A 26,998-nucleotide genomic window follows, 5' to 3' on the forward strand; every position below is an offset into this window, starting at 1 on the left:
TTGGGTGTTTTGGACAACATTAGCGTATCGACGACAGATGTGCGGATCGAGCGGCATGCGAACCAGCTTTCGCGGCAATTGAAGCTGTTGCGTGACAAGCTGTTTCCGCCGCTTTCGCAGAAGACGCTGCGCACATTCTCCTCCGGCGAGGCCGCGCAGATGATCGGCGTTTCCGACGGCTATCTTCGCCAGCTCTCGCTGGATGGCAAGGGGCCGCAGCCGGAGCTTTCGCCGAATGGCAGGCGCTCCTATACGCTCGGCCAGATTAATGAATTGCGCCAATATATGGCGAAGCTGAAGCCTAAGGATGCGCTCGGCTATCTTCCCTGGCGGCGTCCCGGCGAAAAGCTGCAGACGGTCGCCGTTACCAATTTCAAGGGTGGTTCGGCCAAGACGACGACGACGCTCTATCTGGCGCAGTATCTGGCGCTGGCCGGTTACCGGGTGCTTGCCATCGATCTCGATCCGCAGGCCTCGCTCTCCTCGATGCTCGGCGTGCAGCCAGAATTCGATCTCTCGGATGGCGATACGCTCTATGGCGCAATTCGCTACGATGCATCCCGCAAGCCGTTAAAGGAGATTGTCCGCAAGACCTATTTCGACGGGCTCGATCTGGTGCCGGGCAATCTCGAGCTGATGGAGTTCGAGCACGAGACCCCGCGGGCGCTCAATGATCGTCAAAAGCCGGCCGAGCTGTTCTTCCGCCGGGTCGGCGTGGCGATTGCCGAGGTCGAGGCCGACTACGACGTGGTGGTGATCGATTGCCCGCCGCAGCTCGGCTATCTCACCCTCGGGGCCGTCTGCGCCGCCACATCGCTGCTCATCACCATCCATCCGCAGATGGTCGACGTCGCGTCCATGTCGCAGTTTCTGCTGATGACCTCGGATCTGCTCTCCGTCGTGCGCAAGGCCGGCGGCGACCTGCAGCACGACTTCATCAAATATGTCGTCACCCGCCACGAGCCGTTCGATGCACCGCAATCGCAGATCGTTGCGCTGTTGCGCAGCCTGTTCGGCGATGACGTGTTGACGGCAACCATTCTCAAGTCGACGGCGATTGCCGATGCCGGCCTGACCAAGCAGACTCTCTTCGAGATCGAGAAGGGGCAGGTGCGCCGCTCGACCTACGATCGGGCGTTGGAATCGGTCAATGCCGCCAACAGCGAGGTTCTTGCCGGCATTCACAAAGCCTGGGGCAGGACATGAGCAGACGCGATCGCCTCAAAGGTCTTTTTGACGACACGGCTCAGGAGTTGGCCGCGGCCAACTACGAAGAATCGTCTTCGCGTGGATCGGCTGGGCCGGTCAGGACGATGGCGCTGACCCTCGGGCGCATGGAGGAAGAGAGCAGGGCGATGCAGGAGGCCTTGCTCTCCGGCGAACGCATCGTCGAACTCGATCCTGATCTGATCGATTCCTCCTTCGTGCGCGATCGACTGGCCGACCAGCCGCTCGATATGGAAGACGAACTGGTGCAGTCGATTGCCGAGAACGGCCAGGAAGTGCCGGTTCTCGTTCGCCGCCACCCTGATGACGAGGCCCGTTACCAGATCGCCTACGGCCATCGGCGCCTACAGGCCGTCAGGCTGCTCGGACGCAAGGTGCAGGCGATCGTCCGCCAGCTCGACGATACCGATGTCGTCATCGCCCAGGGTATCGAGAACTCGGCGCGCCGCAACCTTTCCTATATTGAACGCGCCGTCTTTGCCTTCAATCTCGAGCTCAAGGGATTTGAGCGTCCCGTCATCATGAAGGCGCTGTCCACCGATAAGACGGAGCTGTCGAAGCTATTATCGGTCGCAAAAGCCATCCCGGCCGAGATCGTCCGCTGCGTGGGAGCTGCCCCCGGCATCGGACGGCGCAAATGGATGGCTCTTGCCCAGGACTGGAACGGGATGACGGCGGCGCGGCTTGCCAAGTTGATCGCCTCGGAACGGTTCATGGCGGAAGAGAGCGATCGCCGCTTCGAACTTTTGGTTGCCGAGCTCGCCCGGAAAGAGGCGAAGCCGGAGCCTACGGAATATAACTGGAAGCCGAAGAGCGGCGGCAAGATTGCCGGCCGAATCAGAAGCGCCGGCAATTCTTTTACAATCGCGTTGAAAACAGGCGATGCGCCTGATTTCGGCGCTTACATTTCAGGCCGTCTCGATGAGCTTTACGAAGCCTATCGGGAAGGCAAGTTGCAAGCAGGAGAATAGGCCGCAAAAGAAAAAAGCCTCCGAACGTTGCCGTCGCGGAAGCCTTTCTCATATCTGGACAATTTGAGAATCGCACTTCCTCGAATCACTGTCAAGCACCTTCGGCATCCTTTTGGATGGTCAGATTTCTTTTGCCTTGAAAAAGGTGAGGGACATGGAGCCTCAATATGTATCGACGCCCTTCGGGCGGCGATCGATGACGCTTGGCATGCTGGCAAGCCAGGAAAGCGCCAGCAAGGTCGACCCGGATGCATCGGTCGACAAATGGAAGATCTTTCGCTCGCTCTGCGAGGCAAAGGACATGATCGGCGTATCCGATCGTGCGCTTGCCGTTCTCAACGCGCTGTTGACCTTCTATCCGAAGAACGAGATTGCCGAGGCCAACGGTTTCGTCGTTTTTCCTTCGAATGAGCAGCTTTCGCTGCGCACGCATGGCATGGCCGGCACGACGCTGCGGCGAAACCTGGCGATGCTGGTGGAAGCCGGCCTGATTATCCGGCGCGATAGTCCGAACGGCAAACGGTTTGCCCGCCGCAACCGCGAGGGTGGCCTTGGCGAGGCCTTCGGCTTCAGCCTGGCGCCCCTTCTAGCCCGCGCCGGCGAGATCGAAGCGCAGGCGGCTCAGGTCGCGGCCGATAGGCTCGAATGGAAGCGTCTGAGGGAGCGCCTGACGCTCTGCCGACGTGACATAGCCAAACTGATCGAGATCGCGCTGGAAGAGGAAATTGCCGGCGAATGGATCGAGATGCAGAAGCATTTCAATCTGCTTTCGGCCGGCCTGCCGCGTCGCCCGTCGGCCGCGGAAATGAAATGCCTGCTGGCGGATCTCGAAGCGTTCCGCGAGATGATCATTAAGACGCTGGAATCGAAAACAAAAACAGAAAAAACAGACGCCAATGACAGCCAAAACGGTCGGCACATACATAATTCAAACCCACACCACAAATATGAATTTGAACCAAGCTTCGAACCGAAGCAGGGCGCAAAGTCGGAGGAAGAGCCGCGGGCGTCGCGGGAGCCGCCAAAGTCCTTCCCGCTTGCCATGGTGCTGCAGGCCTGCCCCGAGATCGCCGCTTATGGGCCGGGCGGTGGCATCGGCAGCTGGCGCGATCTGATGGTCGCGGCCGTCGTCGTCCGCTCGATGCTGGGCGTCAGCCCGAGCGCCTATCAGCTGGCCTGCGATATCATGGGGCCGGAAAACGCCGCCACGGTGATCGCCTGCATTCTGGAACGGGGCGGCCATATCAACTCGGCCGGCGGCTATCTGCGCGACCTGACCCGGCGGGCGGAACGTGGCGAATTCTCAATCGGACCGATGCTGATGGCGTTGATGCGTGCAAATGGTCCGCTGGCGAGGAGAACCGGGTGACTATAAAGCCTGGCGCCAGCTGCGAAGCTTAAGAGAAGTTGCGGCCTGTCGACGAGATCTCTAACCGCTTTCTTCCCACCGCTTTTATTGAAATACACCGTTAACCATGTCATAGTGACGGAAGACAACGTGTATTTTGCTTCCATTTGTGAAAAACTGTAAAGTTTAACAATGCGCTACGATATTGACGGTGCGATGCTTCAAAGCCTGCTTCCAGTAAGTGGAGCAAATCTGGTGGCAGTGCCAGCCCAATGGGCAAGGATGAGGCGTCAGGCGCGTGCCGCAACCATGGAAGGGAGGGGCGGAACAGGATGGTCGTCATCACCCATGCCCAGCCGATCGCCAAGATAGTGCCAGAACGACAGACCAAGCTTTTGGCAGGTCTTCATCAGCCCGAGCATGCTGTCGCGCGCTTGTCGGCCATTGCGGCTGACCGTGCCACCCGAGATCTTTCGCTTGATGACGAACCCGCGCAGATCCCGTTCCGAGGCGTTCGTATTCAGCGGCGTCTCAGGCCGCTCCAAAACCCGCAACAGCTCGGCCTTGCGGCGCTTCAGCCGCAACAGCAGTTGATCGAGGTCGCGATATCCGGTGCGGATGGAGAATATCCGATCGAACCGAACCTGAAGACCGCGGGCTGCACGCCGTCCTGGACTTCGCTGGTAGTTTTTCAGCTGCTTGTAGAAGAGCCAGATCAGCTCGCGCAGGGTCTCGACATGTTTTCCCTGGCGCGGCGTCGCCGGCATCAGCTTGTGCAGAAGCCGTTCCGCATGGACCCAACACAGCGCGTGGGTACCGACCCGAAACTGCCCGGCATCGTCGGAGACGATCACCGCATTACCGACCAGCCCATGATGGCGAATGGAGCCCCAGATACCGGCCTCGGCAAACGGGCGGATAATGTCCCGGTCAAAGATGTCGATACCCTTCTCAGCCAGATAGGCGAGGAACGGAACCTGATTGGCAAACCGCTGCGGTTCGTGGGTGCTCAACCGTGCCAGAAGGGCAGGGTCGACCTGTCGGTCTTCGAGAAAAGTGAAGGCGGCATCGTTAAGGACATAGTCCTGATAGTTGCCGCGCAGCAGCGCCAGGAAGTTCAGTCGCGACTTCGAGGACGTCGTGCGAAAGGCGGTGAAATGCTCGCCACCGATATGCGTCGTATAAAAATTGCGGTTGGCGTGACGGGCACCGGTGTCGTCGACCGTCACATAGGGCGCCGAGACCAGGCCGGCGTGGAGGACGGCTGCATCCTCCGCATGAAAGCCGTCCAGCCGTTCTGTCAGCAAACGAACCACCTGGCGTTTGGAGATTTCGACACCGACGTCGTTGAGCAACGTCGTCATTCGCTGCGTCGTGACCTGCCCATGCGCATGCAGCATCAGACAAAATCGCCGCAGATTGAGCCCAAACCCGCCTCGTATCCCCACAGGCAGCGGCGCGATGATGGTGTCTCCCTCCGGCGTCACCCAGCATTCCCGACGGTAACGAACCACCTCGACCCGCAACACCAGATCCCGGACGAAACAGTCCTTGTAGCCCTTGAAGCGCGATCCAGGCGGTACATTGACAGCCAGCACCTCTTCACGCGTGACCCGCTTCGTATCGTTCTTCGGCCCTCGCGGCCTGGGCGCCGGATTCTTGCCGGTGAGCGTCTTGCCACCCGTTGCCTTTTCCATCCCCGACGGTCTGAAGGGCGGGCGCGGCGGCAGGTTTTTCAGGCGAGCAATCTCGTCACGCAAAAGCTGGTTGTCGATCTTCAGCCGGGTGTTCTCGAGCCTGAGCTGGTCGTTCTCATCCCGAAGCCTTTGGTTCTCAGCTTCGAGCTTCTCAATCCGGGCATCTGCTCGATCAGCCCGCTCCACCAAACCCGTCACGAGCTCGCGCAGCGCCTTCAGCGACAGCGTGTCGGCATGCTCGGCCATGGGCAGGCGGCGTTTCGTCATGAAAGAAGAATCTCATGATTTGCAGGAAACAGGAATCCCTCCTGCCACCGGATTTGCTCCAGGTACTGCTTCCATCCGTTGCAGCGGCAGAGGATGGACTGGCGCGGCTGGACGAGCGGGTGTTGCGCTCGCCGGTCGGCGAAGGATTTGCCGAACGCAGTCATTTCTTCGATGCTGCCGGTGCGCTCTGGGTCGCCGGCGAACTCGTGCATGTCGAGGATCTCGTTCTGCACGACGCGCATATGGATAGCCGCGCGCCCAGCCACGAGCTGACGATCGCCCATTCGGTGCTGCGGACGCGTCGGCGCATCTGGACCGGGGAACCTGCCTGGGCCCTCGGCGTCTCGGGTCTGGCAACGCTGACCGCGACGATTGGGGAAGGGGAGGGCACGGCCCAGGTAAGCAAGAGCCCGGCGATCGTGGTCAAGACCGACGACGAGGACGGAGATGAAGACGGGCCGCTCGCTGCCGAGATGGCGGAGATCGATGCGCTGCTGGCCCGCTCGCAGAAGCTCATCGACATCCATACGGGCAAAGTGCCGGCCGTCGAGACGGCGGCCATTCGGGCCAAGCGCAACGACGACCCGCTCGGGCTGCTCGGTGACGAGGAATGGGACGAGGAACAGCGGCTTGCGGAGTGGCGAGGCGTGCTGCCATTGGCCGACAGCCTGCCGCCGGTTCTCGGCGCGGTCATTCTGTTCGAAGCCTGGGACAGGATCGAGCCGCTACGGCGTCAGCATTGGCTCGGTGGTCTTCTGGTCGCAAGTTATCTGCGCGCCCGCGGCAAGGTCGCCTCGCATCTCTTTTCCTTTTACGGCGGCCTGAAGCTGGTGCGCCACGAGCGGCGTCGGGCCCGCGATCGGGCCACACGGCTGCAAGCCTTTCTGGAGGCGATGCATCTCGGCGCCGCGGCCGGTCTCAAGGAAATCGACCGGTTATCGCTCGCACGCACGCAGATGGAGCTGCGCTATCGCGGCCGCCGCTCGAACAGCAGCTTGCCGGACCTTGCCGATTTCATCCTGTCGCGGCCGATGGTCTCGGCGGCGATGATCGCTCGTCATCTCAGGATCACGCCGCGCGGCGCGCTGAACCTCGTCAACGAGATCGGCATCCGCGAAATCACCGGCCGCGGCCGCTATCGCGCCTGGGGCATTATCTAAAATGAAGCGGCCGGGTCGTGAACCCGGCCGCTTCGTTTTGAGATGAGCACCCGGTCTGCCATCCTGTCACAGAGTGCAGACCGGGGCTCTTGCGCTTCCATTGCCCCCGGAAGCGCGGTCCTATTCCCGCTCGCCGGTGAAGTTGAGCAGAAGCTGGAAGATGTTGACGAAGTTCAGGTAGAGCGAGAGCGCACCGAAGACGGCGAGCTTCTGGTTCGATTCCTGATCGTAGTTTTCCGAATATTGTTCCTTGATGTTCTGAGTGTCGTAAGCGGTCAGGCCGACGAAGACGACGATGCCGATCACGGAGATCGCGAACTGCAGCGCGCTCGAACCCAGGAAGATGTTGACGATGGCAGCGATGATGATGCCGAACAGGCCCATCATCAGGAACGAGCCCATCCTGGTGAGGTCACGCTTTGTCGTGTAGCCGTAGAGGCTGGTGGACCCGAACATGGCGGCGGTGATGAAGAAGGTCTGGGCGATGCTCGTCTTGGTGAAGACCAGGAAGACGGAGGCAAGCGACAGGCCCATCACGGCGCAGAAGGCCCAGAAGGTAATCTGCGCTGTGCTCGCCGACATCGTCTGGATGCGGAACGAGAAGAAGAAGACAAAGGCGAGCGGCGCGAGCATCACGACCCACTTCAGCGGCGAGCCGAAGATCGGGACATAAAGCGCCGGCGTCGAGCCGACGATGAAGGCGACAATGCCTGTTATGACGAGGCCAAGGCCCATATAATTGTAGACGCGCAGCATATGCTGGCGCAGCCCCTCGTCGAAAAAGGCCTGGGAGCCGGCAACGGCACCGTAGCGGGGATTGATCGGGTTCATGCTGATCTCCTCGGTTTCAACTAATAGAGCGAGCGGGCGAGCCGTTCGGCTGCCTGATCGAGATTGAGGCCGCTATTCTCGGCGATCAGCGCATAGGCGACCTCGCCGATCTGCCAATAGGCGGCTTCTGCCTTCTCGAGCGCGAGATGGCTGACCGGCTGGACTTCGAAGGCCCCCGGCCGGACGGCGAAAAGCGACAGCCGCTTTCCGTCCGGCACCTTAATCGCCATCTCGACGCTGGGACCGAATTCGGAGGGGAAGATCTGCACGTCGACGACCTTCCAGTCTTTCGGCAATTCGGGCACGACGATCGCGGTGGCGGCGCGGATGTCCTCAGCGCTGAAGATCGTCGGCGTCTGCGCCGGCATCGAGGCGCGCAGGGTCGCGGTCTTATAGGCGCGGACGGCATCCTCGACATAGGCGGGCGCCGGAACGGAAGCCGCCACCTCGGTCGCCGAGAAGGCGGCAAAGGAATTGTGCGCCACCCAGCCGGCGGTAACCAGAATGCCGACGGCGGCGATGCGCTGCATGGAGTGGAAGATGCGGCCATAGGAAAGGCCACGCTCCAGCCGGCGGGCGGCGTCGCGGGTCTCGGGACGGCCGAAGGCGCTTTCGCCGGCAAGCGCCAGGCGCAACTCGCCCTTCACGCTGAGATCGGCCATCACCTTGGCGGCAATCGCCGGATTCTCCGAAAGATAGGACTCCACCTGGATGCGGCGGGCGACATCGAGTTCGCCATCCACATAGGCGTCGAGATCGGCATCAACGATCGGATCAACTGCTTTCATTGCCGTTCCCTCCGATTAATTTCAGATACGAAACGCGCGGCGTCTTCTCCTCGAATTCGCGCAGCTGCGCGCGGGCGCGGGAGATGCGCGACATCAAGGTGCCGATCGGAATGCCAAGCGCACTGGCGGCTTCCTGATAGGAAAGATCTTCAATCGCCACGAGATGCAGCGCCTCGCGCTGTTCCTCCGGCAGAGCGAAGAAGGCGTCGCGTACCTGCTGCAGACGCACGGCATGCTCCTGGCCGGCGGGCAAGGACTGCTCGGCTTCGACAGCCGCTTCATCGTGACGGCGCGTCAGCGACCGGTTCTGGCGAAGGCGATCGATATGGGCATTGTGCAGGATGGAGAGCAGCCAGGTGCGCAGGTTGCTGCCGCTGCGGAAGCTCTTGCGCTTCTCGAAGGCGCGCACCAGCGCATCATGAACCAGATCTTCCGCCTCATCCGCATTGCGCACCAGCGAGCGCGCATAGCGCCTTAGCGCTGCAAGCTGTCCGATGACATCGAAGGGGCGTTCTTTGCGGTCCATGATTGAGTATACGGAACTGCGACGTATTTTATTCCGGCGGGCGCAAAAAATCGTCCGGGCCGAAGATCGTCGCCTGAAAAATAATCAAAATTTCGTTCTCCGGCGGATGTGCACCTTAAATCGGCGATTGTTTATGACAATTACATGACAGATCATGACGCCGCTGATTTGAGGGGAAATAAAGAATGAAGGAAAAGAAGCGGGTCTACGAAGCTCTCGTGGACGGCGCCATGGAAGGGCTGACGGATCAGGCGCTTTATGATTTCGTCAAGGCACGTTGTCCGAAAGCCACCAGCAAGAAGATCGTCCGGGCCTCGCTTCTCGCGCTGACCGATCCTCATCTCAAGGACCGCAATATTCTCGACGTGATCTACGCGCTGGCGATCAAGCATCGGCTGGATGACGGCGAAGACGAGGAGGCCGACGAGCAGGTTCAATCCTCGCAGGCGGCCAACCAGAACACCCCCCAATTTTCCTGATCCAGTCGCCTCAATCGTCAGCTGCCATCCGAAAGCTCTTCGAGGATCGGACAGTCCGGCCTGTCATTGCCGTGGCAGGCATACACGAGCTGCTCCAGCGTGCGGCGCAGTTCCGAAAGATCGCGGATCTTGCGGTCGATCTCGGCAAGCTTGGTCTCGGCGATATCCTTGACGTCGGCGCTTGCCCGGCTTTTGTCCTCATAGAGCGCCAGCAATTGCCGGCATTCCTCGACGGAGAAGCCGAGACCGCGCGAGCGCTGCAGGAAGCGCAATTTGTGAACGTCGCTGGCAGCATAGTCGCGATAGCCGTTTCCGCCCCTTTCAGGGCGGATGAGGCCGATATCTTCGTAATAGCGGATCGTCTTCGAAGGCAGGCCGGACCGCTCAGATGCCTCGCCGATGTTCATTGCCATCTCCTATAATTTTGCAAAGCGCAGTCTCAGCGCATTTGATATCACCGACACGGACGAGAGGCTCATTGCCGCCGCCGCGATCATCGGCGACAGCAGCAGGCCGAAGACCGGATAGAGCACGCCGGCGGCGACTGGAACGCCGAGGGCATTATAGCCGAAGGCGAAACCGAGATTCTGGCGGATATTGCGCATCGTCGCCTCCGCCAGCCGTCGTGCCCTGACGATGCCGTTGAGATCGCCCTTCACCAATGTAATGCCCGCACTTTCCATCGCAACATCGGCGCCGGTGCCCATGGCGATGCCGACATCGGCCGAAGCAAGTGCCGGCGCATCATTGACGCCGTCGCCGGCCATGGCGACCACGGCACCTTTGGCGCGCAATTCCTCGATCAGCGCCTTCTTGCCTTCCGGCAGGACGTCGGCGCGGACCTCATCGATGCCCAGGCTTTTCGCCACTGCCCGAGCCGTCCGCTCGTTGTCGCCCGTTGCCATGATGATCTTCAACCCGCTGTCGTGCAGCGCCTTGATGGCGGTGGCCGTTGTCGGCTTGATCCGGTCGGCGACGGCGAGGAGGCCGGCAAGCTTGCCGTCGAGCGTGACGAACATCACCGTCTTGCCATCGCCGCGCAGGGCTTCGGTCTTCTCCGACAGCGCTGCGGGATCGATGCCGAGATCGGCGAGCATTGCCGCATTGCCGAGCGCGACCGTGGTGCCGTCGGCCAGACCCTTCACACCCTTGCCTGTCGTTGCCTCAAACCCGGTGACCTCTACGAAGCTTACACCACGCTCTTCTGCGCCGGAAACGATCGCTTCGGCCAGCGGATGTTCGGAACCGCGCTCCAGGCTTGCGGCCAGCGACAGCAGCCGGGTTTTCTCGACGCCACCGGCGGCGTGGATGTCGGTGAGGACAGGCTTGCCTTCGGTCAGCGTGCCGGTTTTGTCGACGATCAACGTGTCGACCCTGGAAAAGCGTTCCAGCGCTTCGGCATCCTTGATCAGCACGCCTTCCTGAGCGCCGCGCCCGGTCGCGATCATGATCGACATCGGCGTCGCAAGACCGAGCGCGCAGGGGCAGGCGATGATCAGAACGGCGACGGCGGCCAGCAGTGCGTTTGCCAGGCTCGGTTCCGGTCCGATAGCGGCCCAGACGATGAAGGCAAGGATGGCCGCGGCGACGACGGCCGGTACAAAGAAAGCCGATACCCGGTCGACCGCGCCCTGGATCGGCGCCCGCGAGCGTTGCGCCGCGGCGACCATGTCGACGATGCGCGACAGCATCGTGTCGGCGCCGACTTTCTCGGCCGCCATGACGAGCGACCCATTCTTGTTGATCGTGCCGCCGGTCAGAGCATCGCCCTTCGACTTCTCCAGAGGCAACGGCTCGCCTGTAAGCATTGATTCATCGACGGTCGACTGGCCCTCGACGACGGAACCGTCCACCGGAATGCGTTCGCCGGGACGCACGCGCAGCCGGTCTCCGCTCTGAATTTCCTCGACCGCCACGTCGCTTTCGCTGCCATCGACAGCGATGCGCCGCGCCGTCTTCGGCGCAAGGTCCAGCAGGGCGCGGATCGCCGAGCCAGTGCGTTCACGCGCCTTCAATTCCAGCACCTGGCCGACGAAGACGAGCGCTACGATGACGGCTGCCGCCTCGAAATAGACGGGCACGGCGGCGCCATGGCCGCGAAAGCTCATCGGGAAGATCCCGGGCGCAAGTGTGGCGACGAGGCTGTAGACATAGGCGGTGCCGACGCCAAGACCGATCAGCGTCCACATGTTCGGGCTGCGGTTGACCAGAGACGCCCAAGCGCGGCGGAAGAAGGGCAGGGCAGCCCACAGCACGACGGGAGTTGCCAGCAACAGCTCGATGTAGCTCGCCTGCGGTTCGCCGATCGCTTCGCGGAGCGGCAGGCCGAGCATCGGCCCCATGCCGAGCGCCAGCAGCGGCAGCGCAAGGATGGCGCTGACCCAAAGCCGTCTGGTAAAATCCGCAAGCTCCGGGTTCGGGCCTTCGTCATCAGGCGGAATACCCATCGGTTCCAGCGCCATGCCACATTTCGGACAATCGCCGGGACGATCGCTGACGACTTCTGGATGCATCGGGCAAGTATAGAGCGTGCCCTTCGGCGCCGGCTTTGCCGCCGGGCGGGCACCGTCGCGATAGGCCGTGGGGTCGGCTTCGAACTTTGTCTTGCAGCCGGCCGAGCAGAAGTAGAATTTCTCGCCCTCAACCTTCAGAAAATGTTTTGCCGTCGAACGATCGACGGCCATGCCGCAGACAGGGTCCTTCGCTGTCAGGTAGTCCTGCGGCGTCGCCGCAAATTTTGTCCGACAGCTCTCGGAGCAGAAATGGTAGATGCGGCCGGCATGCGTAAGCGAGGGCTTGCCCGCCTCCGGATGGACGGTCATGCCGCAGACGGGATCACGAACGACAGTGTCGGCCGCTTTCTCCCGATCATGGCTGCAATGGCTATGATCATCGTCCTGGGTGTGGCCGTGATGGTGGTCGTGTTTCATGTTCATGCCTGTCTCCTATGCCCATCGGGCAATTGGAGAGACTTATCGACCTTCCAGCAGCTGGAAGGTCAAGTGGTATTTTCGGCGAGATTGATTTTTCGACAGCCGCCGCTCGCTTCCATGCGGACGGCTTGACCCGATCCTCAGATCGGGCTGATGAGCCCGACCGGCTGGCTCCCGAGCAGGGCAGAGACCGAGATGCTGCCACCCGGCTCGATCGTCTTTCCGGTCAGCAGATCCGCCTTCAGGCCGTGAAGAGGGGAGGGGACGGCGATCGTGGTATCCTCCCAGAATTCCGGGCCTGCAAAAAGCACGCCCGGATCGAGCCAGCCAAACATCAGCCGGGGCGCGGCGATGATGACGAAATCACCATGCTGCACCCGGGCAAAAGCGAGCAGATGGTCACGCCGGCTGCCCGTCACCTTCAACGGCAGATAGTCGCCTTTTGCAAACAGAGCCGGTTGCCGCCGGCGCAGTTGCAGGCCGATTCCGATGATGCGCTGCTTCAACGCCGCCGCCTGAAGCTTGGCGATCGGGCCGGCTTCAACGAGCCAGGCGGCTAAACGTTCATGATCGACAGGTCGGCGATTGTCGGGATCGACAAGACTGAAATCGAAACCTTCCGCGCCCTGGTAAATGTCCGGAATGCCAGGCGCCGTCAGCTTGAGCAGCGTCTGCGACAGGCTGTTGACGTAGCCCGCCGCAATGAAGGGCTGCAGCACCCTTTCGAAATCTTCGAGGAAAGCGTCATTGTCCGGTGACACCAGCGCCACTGCATAGCGCGTGACTGCCTCCTCATAAGCGGCATCCTGGTTCGTCCAGGCGGTGCGCAATTTCGCTTCGCGCACCGCCTTGACCGCGTAATCGGCAAAGCGGTCGCAAAGCTCCTCCGTCTGACCGCTATCGAAATCCTCCGGCCAGAAGCCGGCGAGCGCTTGATACAGCATCCATTCGGTGTTCGGCTCCGGCGCAAGGCCATCCGGCAGATCCTGTAGCAACGGCCGGTTCATCTCGCGCCACCGCGCCACAGCCTGGGCAAAAACATCTGCCCCTTCGCTCAAGGCATAGAGTCTTGCGCGCGCATCCTCGCCGCGCTTGGTGTCGTGGGTGGCCGTTGCCGAAAGCCCATGCGGCTGCAGTCGGGCGCGTTCGGCCATGCGGCGATGGAAGCCGACCAGGCCCTCGGGCGCTTTGCCCGGTTCGCAGCCGACCTCGTTTGCGGCAAGCAGCCTGTTGTAGCGGTAGAACAGCGTATCCTCCATCGCCTTCGCCATGACCGGCCCGCTCAGCTGCTGGAATCGGATGCGGAATTCGTGGGCCGCATCGCCTTCGATCCTGCCTTCGAGAAGCTTCAGCACATGATCGAGCGCGCGCTGGTCGTCGAGCTCTGTCATGACTTGCGATGCGGTCGCGGCAAGGACGGCCGAATCCTGCCAGGAAAGCGGACCGCCATCGCCATAGGTGCGGTAGACGGGAAACGCGATGAGCAGCGCGGTGAGCGCATTGGCGATCTCTGCTCTGTCGAGGTGAGGGAAGATGCCGGCCGCGATCGCTACCAGCCGGCCGGACTCACCGGCGAAATTGCGCTCCACCATCTGTTGCCTGGCAAGCCGCCGGCCCTCTTCGGGATCGGCCGTCTCGCCGGCTAGGCCGCGATAGGCATCGTCCAATATGCGCAGTCCGCCGGCGTCAATGAAGAGTTCGCTCAGCGCGGCGATGAATTCATATCCTGTCGTGCCGGCGACCGGCCAGCTCTCCGGGAGCACCTCGCCCGTCCCGAGAATCTTTTCCACGACGATATAGATATCGGCTCCGACCGCTGCCCTCAGCCTGTCGAGATAGGCCTTCGGTTCGGCGAGCCCGTCGACATGGTCGATGCGCAGACCCTGCACCTTGCCCTGGCGCACCAGCTCGAGCACCAGCCGATGCAGGTCTTCGAAAACCGGGGGATCTTCGACGCGGGTGCCGACCAGACCGGTCACCTCGAAAAAACGACGATAGCTCAGATGCCGCGCCGCCTCCTTCCAATGCGTCAGGCGCCAATGCTGTTCCTCGTGCAGGCTTCTGAGAAAATCATGATCGGACGAGACGTCCTCGAGTTTTTGCCGGAGGATCGCCCGATCACCGCCTTCGAAGAGGATATTGCGCAGCGCGCGGGCAAAATCCGCGCCCGACGTCACGGCCGCCTCTGCCATCCGCATGGCCACCGGATCGTCGAGGCGATTGGCGAGCGCGCCGTAGCTGCTGGGGTTCAGCGGCAACAAGGTCTGGAAGTAAGCCAGGGCGAAGTTGCCGTGCGTCTCGTCGAGCACGAGACGCAGTTCGCCTGCTGCCAGCGCCTCTTCGAACTGCTGGCCGAGCTGCGGCAGGGTCAGCGGTTCGCGCCAGTCGATGTCGAAATGACCGGCATAGGCGCTGTGCCGGCCGAATGCCAGCACGTCGCGCCACCAGCCGTTTTCCGGCGAGGCGGCCATATGGTTCGGGACGATGTCGAGGATGAGGCCCATGCCCGCCGACGCGAGGCGTTCCGTCAACCGGTCGAAGCCTGCCCGGCCGCCGAGCGCCGGGTCGATCTCATTGGCGTCGGTGACGTCATAGCCGTGGGTCGAACCGCTGACGGCGGTGAAGATGGGTGAAGCGTAGAGGTGGCTGATGCCGAGCGCCTTGAGATAGGGAACAAGACTGCCGGCGCGATCGAAGGTCATGCCGTTGCGGAACTGTATCCGGTAGGTCGCTGTCGGAAATGTCATGAAGCCGTCTGACGTTCGAGGGAGACCCTCTTCAACGGTTGTGGCCGGGTCTTTGTTCCCGCATGGCGCCGAGCGGCTGGTGCGCTCATGCATGTCGCCCGGAAGTGTGCAGCGGTTGCGGGACAACGGCATGCATCAAAACAAAAGAGCTGAAGCGCGCCGCATGAATTATTTAACGCGAGGCGCTTCAGTCGATGAAGACGCCGACGCTCGCGGCTCGTCCGGCCGAATCGATGACGGTCAGCTTCGAATAGCCGCCGCCATCGGGCTGCCATTGCTGGGTGCGCCGGCGCGAGAGGTCAGGCAGCGGCTTGCCGTTCGCAAGCCAGCGGAAGGGCGCACGGCCGCCCTGCAGCTTCAGCATCAACGGCGACAGATCGCCGCCTTTTGCGCCGAGATCGATATGGGCGCCTTCGGGCGGATAGACGATCTGCGGTGCGGGTTCGCGCCCGGAGGCGACGAGCAGGCCGCTGGCATTCAGCGCAAAACGCCGCTGGCTGATCGGAAGCTCCGATTGGGCGATGCGCACGGCCCCCGCCGGAGGTCGCGGCAAGGGCGTCGTCGCGATGCCTGATTTGGCAAAAGCCTCGAACAGGATCGGCGCTGCGGTGCCATAGCCGGTCAGGCCGGGCACGGCGCTGTTGTCGGGCCGCCCAACCCAGACGCCGAGCACATAGCGTCCGTCATAGCCGACCGACCAGGCGTCGCGATAGCCGTAGCTGGTGCCGGTCTTGTAGGCGATGCCGCGCTGCGGCGCGCCGGCGGGAGGGATGACGCCGGAGAGAATATCGGCGACGTTCCAGACCGCGACCGGCTCCAGCAGCGGTTCGCCGTCGAGCTTGCCAGGCGCGCCGGTGATGCCGTCGCCGAGTCTTGCCGGCTGGCCGCGATTGGCGAGTGCGGTATAGAGCTGCACCAGATCCCTGAGCGTGATTCCGACGCCGCCAAGACCTATCGCCAGTCCCGGCGTCTCGTTCGGCGGCAAAGCCGGGCGCACTTCGGCGCGGCGGAAGCGCACCAGCAGCCGCGACGGCCCGACGGCATCGAGCAGTTTGACGGCCGGAACGTTCAGCGACAGCTGCAGCGCCTCGCGCACGGTGACGTCGCCCTGGTAGCTCATGTCGAAATTGCGCGGCCGATAGCCGAAGAAGTCGGCCGGCCGGTCCTCGATGATGGTCTCCTGGGAAACAAGGCCCTGTTCGAAGGCGAGCCCGTAAATAAAGGGCTTCAGCGTCGAGCCGGGCGAGCGGTTGACACGTGTCATATCGATCCAGCCGGAGCGGCTGGCGTCGAAATAATCGGCCGAGCCGACTTCGCCGACGATCGCGCCGGTCTGGGCGTCGGCCATCACCATGGCGAGCGAAAGCTTTGGCCCGAGCTTCATGGCCGCGGCCCGGGCGACCGCTTCCAGCCCTTGCTGGACCTGCTTTTTCAAAGTCGTCTGATGCTTGAGGACACCAGGCTCCTTGCGAAGCGCGGCTTCCGCGGCATGGGCGGCCAATGCCGGCAGCTGCATGCGCCGCATGGGGATGGCGACCGCCTCGGCCCGCTCCGCTTCGCCGTTGCCGATCGCCTCGGCCACCGCGGCGCGATCAAGCACGCGCTTGCGCGCCTCTTGCGCCGCCTGGAGATTGCGGTCCGGCCGGCGCCGTTCCGGCAATTGCGGCAGGGCGACGAGCAGGGCGGCTTCGGCGATCGTCAGGCGCCGCGGCTCCTTGCCGAAATAGGCAAGACTTGCGGCGCGTACGCCTTCCAGATTACCGCCATAGGGCGCATGCGTGAGATAGAGATCGAGGATCTCTTCCTTCGACAGGCGCTGTTCGATCTGCATGGCGCGGGCGAGCTGCAGGAGTTTTGCCGAAAACGAACGTTCCGCGCGCGGCTCGATCAGCCGCGCCACCTGCATCGACAGCGTCGAGGCGCCGGAGACGATGCGGCCATTGCGGACGAATTGCAGGCAGGCCCGCCCGAGGGCCCAGGCGTCGACGCCGCCGTGATCGTAGAAACGCTGATCCTCATAGGCAACAAGCATGCGCAGGAATTGCGGATCGACATCGGCGACCGTCGTCTTCAGCCGCCAGCGGCCTTCGGCGGTCGCGAAGGCGCGCAACAACTGCCCATCGGCATCCAGCACCTCCGGGGAAACCGTATCCGCCTTGTCGAGCGGCGGCGGAAAGGCCTTGTCGGCGGCGTCGAGCGTAAGGAGGGCTGCGCCGGCAAGAACGATGCCGGCGGCGGATCCGATCGCAAACTTGCGCCACAGCCTCATTGTTGCGCCGCCACGACCTCCATCTTGCCGGTCGCCGTGCGGGCCGAAAGCTCGGGTCGATACATGTCCTCGACGCTTGCGGCCGGATGGTCGTAGGTGCCGGGAGTGACGGCGCGCACGACATAGGCGACGTTGAATTCCCGTTCGTCACCCGGCGCCCGGTTGAAGGCGGCGACGAAACGATCGTAACGGAATTCGGTATGGGCAGCGGAGATCTCGCCGATCCAGTCGAAATTCGTCATCTGGGCGCTGTCGACGAGGTTTGGATTGTCGATCTCGAAACCGGCCGGCAGGAGATCGGTGATGACGATGCGCGACTGCCAGTCGTTGGTCTCGCGCACGTGGATGACGACGACATAGCGTTGGTTCTGCTGCGCTTCGCTGACATTCGCCTCTTCGCCGTCGAGCGTGTAATAGCTGCGCTCGATGAGGAAGCCGTCGCCGCCGGCCGGCAGCGGCACGGTCGGCGCGGCAACGGTGGTGACGACAGCCGAGACCGCGTCGTTAGTCTGGTTGGTCAAGGTCAGCGGATGGTCGGCGAGCGCCTCGCCGGTCATCCGGGCCATATAGGCGCCGGTGTGCGGCGCGCCGTTGACGTCGACCTTCAGGCCGTCATCACCGCCCTGAATGGCGCGGGCGGCAAGCAACATCCAGCTTTCTTCCTGGGTACTCTTGTATTTGCTGCGGCCCCATTCCTTGGCGACGGCCTTGGCGAGGTCCGGCACGACAGGCGGCACCGGCCGGCTTTCGGCGGCAAGCGCCAGGATCGCCGCGCCGTCCCGCAGGATCGTGCCGTAATCGGTGCGCGACAGGTTCACGCGCGATACCATCGATTGCTGCGACATCTGCAGCGCGTCGATGAAAATGTTCTTCGAGCGCTGGGCGTCGCCGTAGAGCGCCAATGCGGCGGCGATATGCGCCTTGGCGAGCGGCGTCGGGAAGTCGTTGATCATCGTATCGGCGTAATAACGCAGATCGCTGATCGCCGCCTTCTTATTCCGGGCAAGCACATAGATGGCGTAGGCGATCTGGTCGCCCTGGCCCTTGATGTCGGTCGTGTAGGAGAGCGTATTCTGCAAGTTTTCGAGCGCCTGCACGAAGGCCCTTTCCGGCACGTCATATTTCATTTCGCGGGCGCGCGTCAGGAAATCGGTGACGTAGGAATCGAGCCAGACGTCGCCCGAATCCGGCCCCCAGAGGCCGAAGCTGCCGGCCGAGGCCTGGTAGGACAGCACGCGGTAGATCGCGTCCTGCACGCGCTTGTGCACGTCGTCGTCGTTTTCGATGCCGGCCTGCTTGGCCACTTCGGCGAAGTAGAGCAGGGGCAGCGCCCGGCTGGTGGTCTGCTCGGCGCAGCCGAAGGGATAGCGGTCGAGCGTCATCAGCAGCGCCGGGATATCGAAGGCGGCCGAACGGGTGACGTTGACGCTGATTGCGGCCCCGGGCAGCACGCTGTCGGCCAAGAGATTCTTGTCGACGGTGAGCTTGGCCCCCGGCTTCAGCGCCAGCACCCTGCGTTGAGTGATCGGCAGGGATGCCGGGCGCACCGGCACGTCGACGGTCTTGTCGAGCGACAGGCCGGAAGCATCGGAAAGATTGATTGAGACGCTGCCGGCGCCCGGCTGCCTGCCGATCAGTGAAAGCGTCAGTTCCGTCTTCGCGCCGGCCTCGAGGCGGATCGTCTGCGCGGCGGAGGCCTGCTCGATGCCAACCGCCTCATTGCCGGTCAGCTGCAGTTTGAAGTCGCCGGCCGGTGCATCGGTATTGGCAATGTCGAGGCGCAGATCGGCCTTGTCGCCGGGGGCGAGGAATTTCGGCAGGCTCGCGGTGACGACAACCGGATCACGGATGATGACATCCTTGACGTCGTGGCCGACACCTGATTTCGACCAGGCGACCGCCATGACGCGCGCCGTGCCGTTGAATTGCGGAATGTCGAAGGAGACGTTGGCCTTGCCTTCGGCGTCGAGCTTCACCGGGCCGGAAAAGAAGGCGACGAGCTTCTGCGTCGGCGGGCTTGCCTGCAGCGCGATGGCGCCGCCGTCACCGCCGGTCCTGAGCTTGCCGGTCGCACCCAGCGAGCCGTCGATCAGGCGGCCGTAGAGGTCGCGGATTTCGAGGCCGAGCTGGCGCTGGCCGAAATACCAGTCCTCAGGATTCGGCGGCTCGTAGCGCGTCAGGTTGAGAATGCCGACATCGACGGCGGCAACCGTGACATAGGCATCCTCGTTGGCGCCCGCACCGGCCACCTGCAGGCCGATGTTCAATGGTCCGCGCGGCAACATCTTTTCCGGCGTGTCGAGTTTGACCTGCAGGGCGCGCTGTTCAGGATCGACCTTCAGCCATTGGATGCCGATCGAGCGCATCGGCATGTGGCTGTCCTGCGCGTCGCCGGGACGGAAGAGCGTTGCGGTCACATAGGCGCCGGCGCCCCAGTCCGCAGTGACGGGGATGTCGACTTCGCCGCCGATCTCGCCGATCGTCGCATTCTGCACGGCGACAAGCTTTTCGGTTCCGGCGGTCACCATCAGCTCGCCGCCGTAGCGCGAGGTGACTTTCAGCTTGGCAGTCTCGCCGATCTTGTAGCTGTCCTTGTCGAGGGCGATTTCCAGGCCGTCGGGCGTTTGGGTCGACGTCGAGGCGACGAACCAGCCGGCGTCGAATTCGACGCTGGAGGTCGGGCCGTCGGCATCCGGGCTTTCCACTTCGAGGCGATAGCGGCCCCATGTTACCGGCACCGAGATCTTGCCGCCGTCCATCGTCGCGTCGACGCTGCCGTTGGCGACCTGCTCGGCGGTATAGACCGGCTCGTATTTCCACGCGGTTCCCTCGCGATACCATTGATATTCGCGGTTGAGGCTGTAGAATTTCCAGCGCAGGCCCTTGGCCTCCTGCTTCTTGCCGTCGGCATCGACGCCGATCACCGTGAAGCTGGCGATTGAATTCTCGGGCAGCTCGTCGGAAAATTCCGGCTTGATGCCGATCGTCGCGCGCTCGCTCTTGACCGGAATGACAAGCGAGCGTTCGATGGCGCGCCCACCCGCTTCCTGCATCCTTATATAGACGGTGGCGTTGAGCAGCTGCGTCGTTGCCGGCAGGTCGCCGACGGTGAGGTCGGTCGAAGCTTCGCCGTTCTCGTCGAGCTCCGGCAGACCGTCGATCGGAAGGCGGGAATCTTCGCTCGCCTCTTCGTCGGCAAGTCCGAACAGGAAGCCCTTATAGGCGGGGTTCTCGCGCGTCGGCTTGACGACGACATCGCCTTCAAGCGTCAGGCCGGCGGCCGGGGCGCCATAGAGATACTTGCCCGAAATGGTGACATTCGCCGGCGTATCCGGGCCGATTTCCTTGGCCTCGGTTTTGATCTCCATCTCGGTGCGATCGGGCACGAAATCATCGACGAGGAAACTCTTGCTGGCGATCGCGCTGCCCTTGGGATCGGTATAGATGTTCATCGTCCAGGTGCCGCGCATGGCATTTTCCTGGGTGGCGAAATCGACGGAATAACCGCCGAGATTGCTGGTCTGGCTGACGATCCGCCGGTCTTCGACGCCGTCCGGGCGGCTGAAGATGAAGGTGAGCGGCAGATTCTCTATGGCGTTGCCATCGGTGTCGCGGGCAAGCGCCTGGGCGTGCACCGTCTCGCCGGCCCGGTAGATGCCGCGTTCGGTGAAGGTCAAGACGTCGATCGCGCCGGGTGCGGCGCGGCCGGTGACGCCGCGGTCGGAGAGGTCGAAGCCGGCCCGGGTCATGTCGAGGAAGACATAGTCCGACGTGCCGTTCTTGGCGGCGATGACGGCGGGCGTCAGCGCCGCGGTGCCGCGGATCAGGCCGGCGGTGAAGGTGGCGCGGCCGTTTTCGTCGGTCGTCGCGGTGCCGAGCACTTCATTGTTCTTGGCGAGCAGCTGCAACTCGACGCCTGACAGCGGCTTGGCCGAGGCAAGCGAGCGGGCAAAGACGTTGAGTCCGTCCGTGCCGGCATAGGTGGTGATGCCGATATCGGAGACGAGGAACCATTGCGTCGCCTGTGAATCCCACTCCTGCGCCGGGGCGTTCGGCGCCGTCGCGGTCAGCACGTAGATGCCGGGTTTGCGCTCCGGCAGCGCCTCGTCGACCGGGAAGCTGGTGACGATGTCCTTGTTGAGATCGTTGGCGATGTCGATCGAGCCCTGCCAGATCAGTTCGCCGTTCTGATCCTCGATGTTCTGGGCGCTGTAGCCGTCAAGCTGGCTCAGAAACTGCGAGTTGGTCAACAGCGGTGCGATGGCGCGATCGCCGATGCGGTAGAGCTTGAGGTTGGCCGAGGTCATATTGACCGAGACAATCGGGATCCCGCGGCGCGCCGTCGAGGGCAGCACGAAGCTGTCGCCGGTAAACCGCACCATCTGGCTGCGGTCCTTGACGTAGACGTCGATGGTGACGGGTGCTTCAAGGCTCTCGTCGACCGAAGACGGCAGGCCGGTGCGGAAGGTGATCTTATAGGTCTCGCCGTGCGTCAGCCCCTCGACGCAGATCTGCTTATCCTTGGTTTCCAGCGCCTTGGGGGCGGCGCCGTTCAGCGTCACGAAGGGCGTGTAATCGGTGGTCTTGATGAGCGCTTCGGAGAAGGTGGCGCAGGCCCGCGGCGTGGCGCTGTCTGCATCGACGCTGTGTTCGGTGATGCGGAAGCCCTGCGTCGATTTCAGCTGCAGATAGGCCGTCTGCACGTCGTCGGAGGGAACCAGCGCCAGGCTCGCCTTGTAGGCGTCGAGCGCCGGTCGGTAATTGGCGTTTCGTTCCAGCGCGGTGGCGAGCACGGAGAGCGCCTCGGCGCGCTTGGCCTTGGTGCGCGTCAGCTCGTAGCCATTCAGCGCGTCGAGCACGGCCTGGCCGGTGACGCTGCTCTCGGTGCTGCCGTAGGAAATGGCCGCACGCGCGGTTTCGAGCCAGAGATCGGCATCACCGGGGGTGATCGACAGCGCGCCGTGGAACGCGATCACCGCGTCAGTCAGATTGTTGGCGGTCATGTCGAGACGGGCGCCGGCCGTCAGGCTGTCGACGTTCTGGCCCTGCTGGGCGTCGGTCAGGGCAAGATTGTCCCTGAAGTCATGGGCCTGCTGGATCAGGTCATTGCTCAGGAAGGTCAGGCGCGGCGCCGCACCGATATCCGGCTCCTTCTGGGCGGCGGTCTCGACGATCTTGCCGGCGATGGCGCCGGGGAAGGCGTTCATTGTCTTGAAATCGGATTTCAGGAAGCACCATTTCACCTTGGGATTGTAGGTGAAGGCCTTGCAGCTCTTGTCGCCGATGCAGGAGGTCTTGCACTGATCGAGCGAGACGTTCTGCTCGGTGCGAAGGTCGAAGCCGAAGAAATCGGCGTCCTTGATCGTCTGGATGTCACGCTTGGTTTCCGCGGCGACGGCTGGAAAACCGACGGCGATCATGGACAAAAATGCGATGCTGGCGAAAGCAAAGAACGAGCGCACGGACATAGGTTCCCCCCAAGGATACAGGCGATGCTGGCTCTGACCGGCCGCACTCTCCTCACTCCTCACGAGATTGTCAACTCAACTTGAGGGTTGTTGCAACCTCGCACATGCGCTTTCTTCGGGCTGTCACATCGGCGTGAGCAACCGGTTTTTGATTTGCAGCTTTTGCAAGGGTGAGCAAGGATTTGGGCGACCCCGTGGAGGTAGCGCTATGTCCATGTCTTACAACCGCCGGCGCCTCGCCGCTTTCCTTACCGTCGCAACCATCTTGCTCGGTGCGGATGTAGCCGCCGCTGCCGAAGAGGCGGTCGTCATTCCGCCGCCGGATATCGACGAGACTGCCAGTTCGGGTACTGAGACCGCCATTTTCGCCGGCGGCTGCTTCTGGGGCGTCCAGGGCGTGTTCCAGCATGTGAAAGGCGTCGAAAGCGCCGTCTCAGGTTATGCCGGCGGCGAAGCAAAGACGGCGCAATACGAAACCGTCAGCACCGGCTCGACAGGTCACGCCGAAGCCGTCGAGGTGAAGTTCGATCCGAAACAGGTCAGCTACGGCAAGTTGTTGCAGATCTTCTTCTCGGTGGCGCACAACCCGACGCAGCTGAACTACCAGGGACCGGACCGGGGCACGCAATATCGCTCGGCGCTGTTCGTCTCCGATCCACAGCAGCGCAAGGTCGCCGAGCGCTACATCGACCAGCTCGACAAGGCGCATGCATTTCCGCGGCCGATCGTCACCAAGGTGTCGGATGCCGCCGGCTTCTATCCTGCCGAGGCCTATCATCAGGATTTCCTGACGCTCAACCCGACCTACCCCTATATCGTCTATAACGACCTGCCGAAAATCGAGAACCTGAAGTCGCTGTTTCCCGCCGACTACCGCAGCCAGCCGATCCTCGTCGGCAAGACCAAGGGCTGATCGGCCTGTCAGGACATGATGTCGATCGGTGTGTGGTCGGGGACGCGAGCCCAGATCTCGCGCATTTCCGTATTGGTGACGGCAATACAGCCATCGGTCCAATCCCACAGGCGATGGGCTTGCCCGAGCAGGCCCAAGCCATTGGGCAGCCCGTGGATCATGATGCTGCCGCCGGGCGGAAAGCCGTTCGCTTCAGCCTCGCGCTGCTCTTTCGGGTTGGGATAGGAGATGTGCAGGCTCAGATGCGCCATCGATTTCGGATTGCGCCAGTCTATCTCGTAGCGCCCTTCAGGCGTCTTCTCGTCGCCTTCGCGTTGTTTGGGGCCGGCATCGGCAGCACTGCCCAGAGAAATTCGATAGGTCGCGATGGGAGCGTCGCCTTTAAGAAGAACCATGCGTCGTTCGGATTTGTAGACGCGAATAAGATCGGCACGTTGTTCCATCGGCGCGGCGGGGGGTGGTGAGCCGGAGCCGATCCTCGCCATCACCTTGGTGTAGACAAAGAGGCCGGCGGCCGCGATCGCCAGGATGATGATTTTGTTTCTCAAGCCGATCCTCAATCCTTAGTCGAATGAATAATCATATCGTGTCGTCGCGCCCGCAACCAGAGATGCGCCCTCGAGATTGGCCATTGGTTTTCGCCTTGTTGCCGACCTGTTAAGAATTCATCAACGTTAACAATATCTTAAATCACAAAAATCGCGTTTCACCGCGGAACATATCGTCACGTTCGCCGTTACGACAATGAGTTTCGGCAGGCACAGCTGCCGGAGCGGATCCTTCCTTCGAAGTATGTGCGTAACAAGGGGACGTATCATGGCCATCAATGTCGTACGGCGCTGGCAGCGAGATGATCTCATGAAACAGCGCGTATTGATCGTTGAAGATGAATTCCTCATCGCCCTCGATCTCGGCGCGACTGTCGAAGGCATGGGCATGCAGGTCGCCGGCTTGGCGAATGATCGCGAACAGGCGCTGCGGTTGGCGCCGTCGGCCGATATCGCCTTCGTCGACGTCAATCTTGCCGATGGCCCGACAGGTCCTGAGCTCGGCAGGCGGCTGGCGCAAGAGCATGGCATCGCCGTCGTCTTCATGACCGGCAATCCCGAGACCGTCGCCGACGGCGTCAAGGGCGCAGTCGGCGTCGTCCAGAAGCCGGTCATGCCTTCGGTTGTCGAACAGCTGGTCAAATATCTTGCCGCGCGTCGCGCCGGCATGTTCGCGGTCGTGCCGGCGCAGATGACGGTTTTTGCCTGATCAGCCGGATGCGGCTGCGAGCTGCGGCTGAGCGTCGGCCTTCTCCGGCTGTGGTCGACCATAGGCCCTGAGAAAGGTACGAACTGCATTGCGGGCCGCCTTTTCCAATTCCGCGTCAGTCGGAATTCCTCCGAAAAGGGTCATCATCTGCAGGTCGGCATTACCGAGCGCGACGAACTGCCGGGCGGCGACGTCGAAATCGTCTATGACGAGCGCCCCTTTTTGCGCCAGCCGTGCGAGAAGGGCGGAAAGCGCGGTCGTCAGCTTGCCGGGACTGTGCTGGCGCCAGCTTTCGAAGAGGTGCGGATATCGCTCTCCCTCCGTCTGCACCAGCTTGCGCAGGAATTTTCCGTCATGGTTGCAGATGCAATTCTTGTTGAGGCGCACGACGAAGGCGGTCAGCTCGTCCTCCAGATTGTCGGCGTTGTCAGGGAAGGCCGACAACACGGAAAAGAGCATCGCGTTGGCGCGGTTCATGACATCCTCGACGACGGCGACGAACAGCGTTTCCTTCTCGCTGTAGTGATTGTAGATCGTCTGGCGGGAGACACAGGCGACGGCGGCAATCTCGTCGATGCTGGCGCCGGCAAAGCCCTGGCGGCAGAAAACGTCGGCGGCGGCATCGAGGATCGACATGCGCTTGGCACATTGCCCGCGCTGGCTATGCCCCGTCGTCCGGACTACCGGTGTCATGCGATCTTTCATGAGAGTGAAGATAAGACGTCTTGACGTTTTAGACAATGGCGTCTAGGTTTACAGGTGTGTCCAAATTTATTGACACTCTTGGTTCCGCCGCTGAAGATATGAGCTCCCAACTTCGTCTTCGCGCGAACGATCATCATTGTACCCCTAAGAGCACTGCGGCGAAGCGACGATCCGGCGTCTTCGCTCGCGCTTTTGTGAAAGATCACCATTATGACGGCTCCCTTCTTCCGCATTGCCCTCATTCTCGGCCTTTTGTCGGCCATCGGCCCCTTTGCCATCGACATGTATCTGCCTGCGCTGCCTTCGATCGGCCAGGATCTGCATGCCGACAACAACGTCACCCAGCTGACCCTTCTCGCCTTCTTCATCGCCTTTGCGCTCTCTCAGCTCGTCTACGGTCCGCTGTCGGATATGTGGGGTCGCAAGCTGCCGCTCTATCTCGGCATCGGCCTCTTCGCGCTCGCCTCGATCGGCTGCGCGCTTGCGACCGATATCGAAACGCTGATTGCCTTGCGTTTCGTCCAGGGCATAGGCGGTGCGGCCGGCATGGTCGTTCCGCGCGCCATCGTCCGCGACATGCATACCGGCGTTCAGGCTGCGCGGCTGATGTCGCTGCTGATGCTGGTCTTCTCGATCTCGCCGATCCTGGCGCCACTGACGGGCAGCGCCGTCATCGAGTTTTACGGCTGGCGCGGCGTGTTCTGGGCCGTGACAACAGCCGCCTTGATCGGCCTCGTCCTGCTCGCCACGCAGCTTGACGAGACCCGCCCGGCCGCAGAGCGCAGCGGCAGCGGCCTCGGGAGCGCCATGACGGCCTACCGGCTGCTGCTGTCCGATCGCAATTTCCTGACGCTGACCTTCATCGGCGGCCTCGGCATTTCGAGCTTTCTCGTCTATCTCGCCAACTCGCCCTTCGTGCTGATTCAGCATTACGGGCTGACGCCGACGCAATACAGCTTCGCCTTCTCGATCAATGCCGTGTCCTTCTTCGCGGTATCGCAGGCGACGGGCTGGCTCGGCGAGCGTTTCGGCCTGGTGCGCGTCATGCGGATTGCCGTGAGCGCCTTCGCGCTGGCCATGGTCGTCATGGCGGTGGTGATGGCCGCGGGCTTCAATCAGTTGCCTGTCATGGCGAGCTTCCTGTTCATCGGTTACGGCTTCCTCGGCCTCGTCATCCCGACGAGTGCCGTGCTGGCGCTTGAGGATCACGGCGCAATCGCCGGCACCGCCTCGTCCCTGATGGGCACGCTGCATTTCGTCATCGCCGCCGTCGCCATGGTGATCTCGAGCCTGTTCTTCGACGGCACGGCCGTTCCGATGGCCGCCGGCATCGCCGTCTGCGCCTTCCTGGCCTTCGTGCTGACGCAGGCCACGATCGGCCGCCGTGCTGCGGTCGCCGCCGCTGAATGATC

General features: G+C 62.5%; 19 protein-coding genes. 8 read left to right on the plus strand and 11 right to left on the minus strand.

The window, feature by feature from the left end; translation table 11 throughout:
• The first annotated feature begins 9 nt into the window (after positions 1 to 9).
• The 3 genes from repA to repC all read left to right on the plus strand — a co-directional run bounded on the left by repA (position 10) and on the right by repC (position 3,567).
• Positions 10 to 1,206 (plus strand): plasmid partitioning protein RepA, encoded by a 1,197-nt coding sequence (repA, locus tag J2J99_RS26925; protein WP_168302215.1) that lies wholly within the window; start codon positions 10 to 12, stop codon positions 1,204 to 1,206.
• Entirely contained in the window at positions 1,203 to 2,198 is a 996-nt protein-coding gene (repB, locus tag J2J99_RS26930; RefSeq protein ID WP_168302216.1) for a plasmid partitioning protein RepB, read from the plus strand. The genes repA and repB overlap by 4 nt, the downstream gene beginning before the upstream one ends.
• 154 nt (positions 2,199 to 2,352) lie before the next feature.
• Positions 2,353 to 3,567, plus strand: coding sequence for a plasmid replication protein RepC (gene repC, locus J2J99_RS26935; protein WP_168302217.1), 1,215 nt, complete (start codon positions 2,353 to 2,355; stop codon positions 3,565 to 3,567).
• Between the two features lie 269 nt (positions 3,568 to 3,836).
• Here repC and J2J99_RS26940 read toward each other — a convergent pair whose 3' ends face one another.
• Positions 3,837 to 5,510 carry an IS66 family transposase gene (locus tag J2J99_RS26940; protein WP_168302465.1) on the minus strand — a complete coding sequence of 558 codons (1,674 nt, stop codon included), beginning with the start codon at positions 5,508 to 5,510 and terminating at the stop codon, positions 3,837 to 3,839.
• 14 nt (positions 5,511 to 5,524) lie between these two features.
• On the opposite strand from J2J99_RS26940, the gene J2J99_RS26945 reads away from it, so the two are divergent.
• Positions 5,525 to 6,670, plus strand: coding sequence for an RHE_PE00001 family protein (locus J2J99_RS26945; RefSeq protein ID WP_168296398.1), 1,146 nt, complete (start codon positions 5,525 to 5,527; stop codon positions 6,668 to 6,670).
• A 120-nt stretch (positions 6,671 to 6,790) separates the two neighbouring features.
• Here the strand turns inward: J2J99_RS26945 and J2J99_RS26950 are convergent, their stop codons facing one another.
• Genes J2J99_RS26950 through J2J99_RS26960 form a run of 3 tightly spaced genes read right to left on the minus strand, consistent with a single transcriptional unit; the run spans position 6,791 to position 8,815 of the window.
• The gene (locus J2J99_RS26950; protein ID WP_168296399.1) at positions 6,791 to 7,501 is read right to left on the minus strand and encodes a Bax inhibitor-1/YccA family protein; all 711 of its coding nucleotides are present in this window, start codon (positions 7,499 to 7,501) and stop codon (positions 6,791 to 6,793) included.
• Positions 7,502 to 7,521: 20 nt separating this feature from the next.
• Positions 7,522 to 8,289, minus strand: a complete 768-nt coding sequence (locus J2J99_RS26955) for an anti-sigma factor family protein (protein ID WP_168296400.1) — start codon at positions 8,287 to 8,289, stop codon at positions 7,522 to 7,524.
• The gene (locus J2J99_RS26960) at positions 8,276 to 8,815 is read right to left on the minus strand and encodes a sigma-70 family RNA polymerase sigma factor (RefSeq protein WP_168296401.1); all 540 of its coding nucleotides are present in this window, start codon (positions 8,813 to 8,815) and stop codon (positions 8,276 to 8,278) included. Before J2J99_RS26960 ends, J2J99_RS26955 begins: the two co-directional genes overlap by 14 nt.
• Before the next feature lie 185 nt (positions 8,816 to 9,000).
• Here J2J99_RS26960 and J2J99_RS26965 point away from each other — a divergent pair, with 185 nt between their 5' ends.
• Positions 9,001 to 9,294, plus strand: a complete 294-nt coding sequence (locus J2J99_RS26965; protein WP_168296402.1) for a hypothetical protein — start codon at positions 9,001 to 9,003, stop codon at positions 9,292 to 9,294.
• Positions 9,295 to 9,311: 17 nt separating this feature from the next.
• On the opposite strand, the gene cueR is transcribed toward J2J99_RS26965, so the two are convergent.
• The 5 genes from cueR to J2J99_RS26990 all read right to left on the minus strand — a co-directional run bounded on the left by cueR (position 9,312) and on the right by J2J99_RS26990 (position 22,711).
• Positions 9,312 to 9,701, minus strand: coding sequence for a Cu(I)-responsive transcriptional regulator (gene cueR, locus J2J99_RS26970; RefSeq protein ID WP_168296403.1), 390 nt, complete (start codon positions 9,699 to 9,701; stop codon positions 9,312 to 9,314).
• 9 nt (positions 9,702 to 9,710) lie between these two features.
• Positions 9,711 to 12,230 (minus strand): heavy metal translocating P-type ATPase, encoded by a 2,520-nt coding sequence (locus tag J2J99_RS26975; protein WP_168296404.1) that lies wholly within the window; start codon positions 12,228 to 12,230, stop codon positions 9,711 to 9,713.
• A 137-nt stretch (positions 12,231 to 12,367) separates the two neighbouring features.
• On the minus strand, positions 12,368 to 14,974 hold the full coding sequence (gene treY / locus J2J99_RS26980) for a malto-oligosyltrehalose synthase (protein ID WP_168296405.1): 2,607 nt from the start codon (positions 14,972 to 14,974) through the stop codon (positions 12,368 to 12,370).
• Between the two features lie 187 nt (positions 14,975 to 15,161).
• A complete protein-coding gene (gene pbpC, locus J2J99_RS26985) occupies positions 15,162 to 17,243 on the minus strand; it encodes a penicillin-binding protein 1C (RefSeq protein ID WP_168296406.1) in 2,082 nt (693 codons plus the stop codon).
• Positions 17,240 to 22,711, minus strand: coding sequence for an alpha-2-macroglobulin family protein (locus J2J99_RS26990; RefSeq protein WP_168296407.1), 5,472 nt, complete (start codon positions 22,709 to 22,711; stop codon positions 17,240 to 17,242). Before J2J99_RS26990 ends, pbpC begins: the two co-directional genes overlap by 4 nt.
• A 208-nt stretch (positions 22,712 to 22,919) precedes the next feature.
• On the opposite strand from J2J99_RS26990, the gene msrA reads away from it, so the two are divergent.
• On the plus strand, positions 22,920 to 23,624 hold the full coding sequence (gene msrA, locus J2J99_RS26995; protein ID WP_168296408.1) for a peptide-methionine (S)-S-oxide reductase MsrA: 705 nt from the start codon (positions 22,920 to 22,922) through the stop codon (positions 23,622 to 23,624).
• 8 nt (positions 23,625 to 23,632) lie between these two features.
• On the opposite strand, the gene J2J99_RS27000 is transcribed toward msrA, so the two are convergent.
• Positions 23,633 to 24,172, minus strand: a complete 540-nt coding sequence (locus J2J99_RS27000) for a L,D-transpeptidase family protein (protein WP_168296564.1) — start codon at positions 24,170 to 24,172, stop codon at positions 23,633 to 23,635.
• Between the two features lie 268 nt (positions 24,173 to 24,440).
• Here J2J99_RS27000 and J2J99_RS27005 point away from each other — a divergent pair, with 268 nt between their 5' ends.
• Complete coding sequence (locus J2J99_RS27005) at positions 24,441 to 24,881, plus strand: response regulator (protein WP_168296409.1); 441 nt, start codon at positions 24,441 to 24,443, stop codon at positions 24,879 to 24,881.
• Here J2J99_RS27005 and J2J99_RS27010 read toward each other — a convergent pair whose 3' ends face one another.
• Positions 24,882 to 25,622 carry a TetR/AcrR family transcriptional regulator gene (locus J2J99_RS27010; protein WP_168296410.1) on the minus strand — a complete coding sequence of 247 codons (741 nt, stop codon included), beginning with the start codon at positions 25,620 to 25,622 and terminating at the stop codon, positions 24,882 to 24,884.
• Positions 25,623 to 25,796: 174 nt separating this feature from the next.
• On the opposite strand from J2J99_RS27010, the gene J2J99_RS27015 reads away from it, so the two are divergent.
• Complete coding sequence (locus J2J99_RS27015; protein WP_168296411.1) at positions 25,797 to 26,996, plus strand: multidrug effflux MFS transporter; 1,200 nt, start codon at positions 25,797 to 25,799, stop codon at positions 26,994 to 26,996.
• Positions 26,997 to 26,998 lie beyond the last annotated feature (2 nt).

The organism is Rhizobium binae (genome assembly GCF_017357225.1).
In the GTDB taxonomy this organism is placed as follows: domain Bacteria; phylum Pseudomonadota; class Alphaproteobacteria; order Rhizobiales; family Rhizobiaceae; genus Rhizobium; species Rhizobium binae.

What these genes read in the sequence shown, in the direction of transcription:
- repB (WP_168302216.1), top strand. Translation starts at nt 1,203, where the DNA reads ATGAGCAGACGCGATCGCCTCAAAGGTCTTTTTGACGACACGGCTCAG.
- repC (WP_168302217.1), top strand. Translation starts at nt 2,353, where the DNA reads ATGGAGCCTCAATATGTATCGACGCCCTTCGGGCGGCGATCGATGACG.
- J2J99_RS26940 (WP_168302465.1), bottom strand. Translation starts at nt 5,510, where the DNA reads ATGACGAAACGCCGCCTGCCCATGGCCGAGCATGCCGACACGCTGTCG.
- J2J99_RS26945 (WP_168296398.1), top strand. Translation starts at nt 5,525, where the DNA reads ATGATTTGCAGGAAACAGGAATCCCTCCTGCCACCGGATTTGCTCCAG.
- J2J99_RS26950 (WP_168296399.1), bottom strand. Translation starts at nt 7,501, where the DNA reads ATGAACCCGATCAATCCCCGCTACGGTGCCGTTGCCGGCTCCCAGGCC.
- J2J99_RS26955 (WP_168296400.1), bottom strand. Translation starts at nt 8,289, where the DNA reads ATGAAAGCAGTTGATCCGATCGTTGATGCCGATCTCGACGCCTATGTG.
- J2J99_RS26960 (WP_168296401.1), bottom strand. Translation starts at nt 8,815, where the DNA reads ATGGACCGCAAAGAACGCCCCTTCGATGTCATCGGACAGCTTGCAGCG.
- J2J99_RS26965 (WP_168296402.1), top strand. Translation starts at nt 9,001, where the DNA reads ATGAAGGAAAAGAAGCGGGTCTACGAAGCTCTCGTGGACGGCGCCATG.
- cueR (WP_168296403.1), bottom strand. Translation starts at nt 9,701, where the DNA reads ATGAACATCGGCGAGGCATCTGAGCGGTCCGGCCTGCCTTCGAAGACG.
- J2J99_RS26975 (WP_168296404.1), bottom strand. Translation starts at nt 12,230, where the DNA reads ATGAACATGAAACACGACCACCATCACGGCCACACCCAGGACGATGAT.
- treY (WP_168296405.1), bottom strand. Translation starts at nt 14,974, where the DNA reads ATGACATTTCCGACAGCGACCTACCGGATACAGTTCCGCAACGGCATG.
- pbpC (WP_168296406.1), bottom strand. Translation starts at nt 17,243, where the DNA reads ATGAGGCTGTGGCGCAAGTTTGCGATCGGATCCGCCGCCGGCATCGTT.
- J2J99_RS26990 (WP_168296407.1), bottom strand. Translation starts at nt 22,711, where the DNA reads ATGTCCGTGCGCTCGTTCTTTGCTTTCGCCAGCATCGCATTTTTGTCC.
- msrA (WP_168296408.1), top strand. Translation starts at nt 22,920, where the DNA reads ATGTCCATGTCTTACAACCGCCGGCGCCTCGCCGCTTTCCTTACCGTC.
- J2J99_RS27005 (WP_168296409.1), top strand. Translation starts at nt 24,441, where the DNA reads ATGGCCATCAATGTCGTACGGCGCTGGCAGCGAGATGATCTCATGAAA.
- J2J99_RS27015 (WP_168296411.1), top strand. Translation starts at nt 25,797, where the DNA reads ATGACGGCTCCCTTCTTCCGCATTGCCCTCATTCTCGGCCTTTTGTCG.